The organism is Rubritalea sp. (assembly GCF_039830215.1).
Classification (GTDB): Bacteria; Verrucomicrobiota; Verrucomicrobiia; order Verrucomicrobiales; family Akkermansiaceae; genus Rubritalea.
Genome location: NZ_JBDOPO010000160.1, coordinates 1 through 1,999, shown reverse-complemented (window position 1 = coordinate 1,999; position 1,999 = coordinate 1). Strand labels below are relative to the sequence as shown.

Below are 1,999 nucleotides of genomic sequence, written 5' to 3'. Positions count from 1 at the left end.
GCAGCATATCGCGACTCACTATCGCAACGTCGTCGGCATGAAATCCAAAGGGAACAAATAACCGTGATTCCACCACCTGATCGTGGTGGAATTCGATGTTGTTACCGACAAGCGAGGCCTTTGACACACCGACTAGTAGAATACTTTGACCTGCGATCTCCGACGAGATGAGCAAGCCCTCATCTGTATCTTCAACAAAAAGCCTATCGCGGGACCCAAAGTAGAGCAGACTTATCTTCATCGAAGTGGGATCGAATCCCTCAATTCGTTCGTGAACGCCCACCTCATGGGAACGAACATAGATCGTGTCCAGGTCACGAGGTCCTACCCGACGCTCCCACGAAAGAACACCACCGATATCCTGCCGAAGATGTTCATTGTCTAGCGGAAAAAAGTTATCGACCGTCAAATCAGAGCAGCTTACGTTTGAAAGCACATGAAACGAAGCCTTCTGTGTCCATGGATTAATAAAGGCGACCTTGCCCTGTTCATTTTTTGCCAGCGTAACCGTACGAGCCGAGTGTGACCCAAAATCAAGACGGTCGACAGTTGGATCAAACTCCTGAATATCTTCCTGCAACGCCCCTACGGCATACACAACACCATGGCCATCAATTGTGTCAGCTATGGGCTGTATACTGGGCCGCTGAAGCTTACTCGGTGCCTGAAAGTCCTGATTAGACTGAATCAAAGGTCCGTCACAGACTCCGGAAATAACAAATGCCCGAGGCACCACGCCCTCTTGTTCGGGTGTTGCCTGAAAACGAATCGTGACTGTGCCACCGGCTGCTAGGTCCTGATTCCACGCGGGTGCCCGAACGGTATAACGTGGCCCTGAAGCGTTAACAAGGCGCGCATTCCAGAGGGAGTCAATCCCTCCAGTGAAATCAAACGATATCTCCCAGCCAGTGAGCACACCTGAACTATGATTCGTGAGCGTGATTTCACCGACAAAAGCTTCTCCCCAATCTCTCAACCGATGGAAGCCCACCTGGAATCGATCCGTGTTGGAATTGCTTGGCGAATCACCACCTTCCTCACCAAGCGGAGGGATATCGCCAGCAAGAGGAGTTGAATTATTGGTTTCATCACCAACAGCTTTCCCATTGATTGCATAATTCGTGGGCGCGTCTATCTCCGTGGCATGTATATTTGTAGAACCCAGCAAATGAAAAACGAGTGACCTCCCTGTCTCTAAATCGTTATTCCAGCCCTCATTCGCGATCACATATCGGCCACCGTCATTCGAGACAAGCGTTGCCCCCCAAACATCAGTAATACTTGCTGCATAATCAAAAGATAGCATCCAGTCGTTTACCGGTTGTACATCAACATTTGTAAGCGTAATGCGTGCTTCAAATTCATTTCCCCACTGGTTTGTAATCTCATAGGCTGGCACAACGACAGCCATTAGGTGACGCTGCTCGAGTGGCTCCACGCGACACAGTTCTCGAGCATTTCGTGATAGTAGCCATCGTTTTCGGCACTTTAAACGATGATTGAAATATTTCGATCCAAATCTACGAGAAAACCACATCCAAGTGGTCATCATGTTTATCCCTCGATTGACAAGCCATGCAACTCATTATTTTCCTCTTAAGCAATGCTGAGCGCTGTAGCGTTTATTTATGTACGCAGAACTTGTAAAGAAGGTTCACTCAAACAAGTCATGTATTCTCTGAACTGATGGTCGTTACCCGCCGGAGGCCCATATGAAGTGAACACATCAGTTCCTAGACTCGTACAAGGTGGGATTGTCATTCGCCCGGAAAGCGGCTGCGTAATAAAGTCAAGCCAAAGAGCCTTTTACCTCTACTGAGGATTGGTAGATAGGGACAGGACGATCAACAGCACTGTCGCAAGCGCGTCGCCTGCCTGCACTAGCCCAAGACTCGGTTCTGACTCATTTTTGAGGCTACGTCGTCACCCCAACGGCGTGCTCCTCTTACATAAACAGCTACCGCATACCCTCGTTCCAAAGGATGTGCGTGCCGCTTTT

General features: G+C 49.1%; 1 protein-coding gene. It reads right to left on the bottom strand.

The window, feature by feature from the left end; genetic code table 11:
- Positions 1 to 1,411: cellulose binding domain-containing protein (locus tag ABGY95_RS05270; RefSeq protein WP_347440650.1), on the bottom strand; the 1,411-nt coding region annotated here is incomplete at its 3' end.
- Positions 1,412 to 1,999: the final 588 nt, after the last annotated feature.